This window comes from Streptomyces sp. WM6378 (assembly GCF_001279695.1).
In the GTDB taxonomy this organism is placed as follows: Bacteria; Actinomycetota; Actinomycetes; order Streptomycetales; family Streptomycetaceae; genus Streptomyces.
In genome coordinates, this window is the sequence record NZ_LGDD01000194.1 from 1 (window position 1) to 364 (window position 364).

Here is a 364-nt window from a genome sequence, read left to right on the forward strand (position 1 = left end):
GCCCGGGGATGGGTGAAGGAGCGGGGTGGGGGGGGGGGGGGGGGGCGGGGGCCGGGGGGTCGGCGGGGGGGGGGCCCCCCGCCCGCCGTCGTAAGTGGCTCACTTCTGGGTGAGTTCCTTGAGTGCGATGTTGAGCTTGAGGACGTTGACGCCGGGCTCGCCGATGAAGCCGAGGATCCGGCCGCTGGTGTTGTCGGTGACGAGCTTCTCGACCTGCTTGACGTCGAGGTGGTTTTTCTCGGCGACCCGGTGGACCTGGATCTTCGCGTACGCCGGGGAGATCTGCGGGTCGAGGCCGGAGCCGGAGGAGGTGACCGCGTCGGCGGGCACGTCGGCCGGGTTCACCTGGTAGCCGGCGGTCGAG

Annotated in this window: 1 protein-coding gene; it reads right to left on the bottom strand. The window is 71.7% G+C overall.

What is annotated here, in order from left to right; all coding sequences use genetic code 11:
• Positions 1–99: 99 nt before the first annotated feature.
• Positions 100–364, bottom strand: a 265-nt coding sequence (locus tag ADK54_RS16660; protein ID WP_159047786.1) for a potassium-transporting ATPase subunit C, incomplete at its 5' end; no start/stop codon positions are given.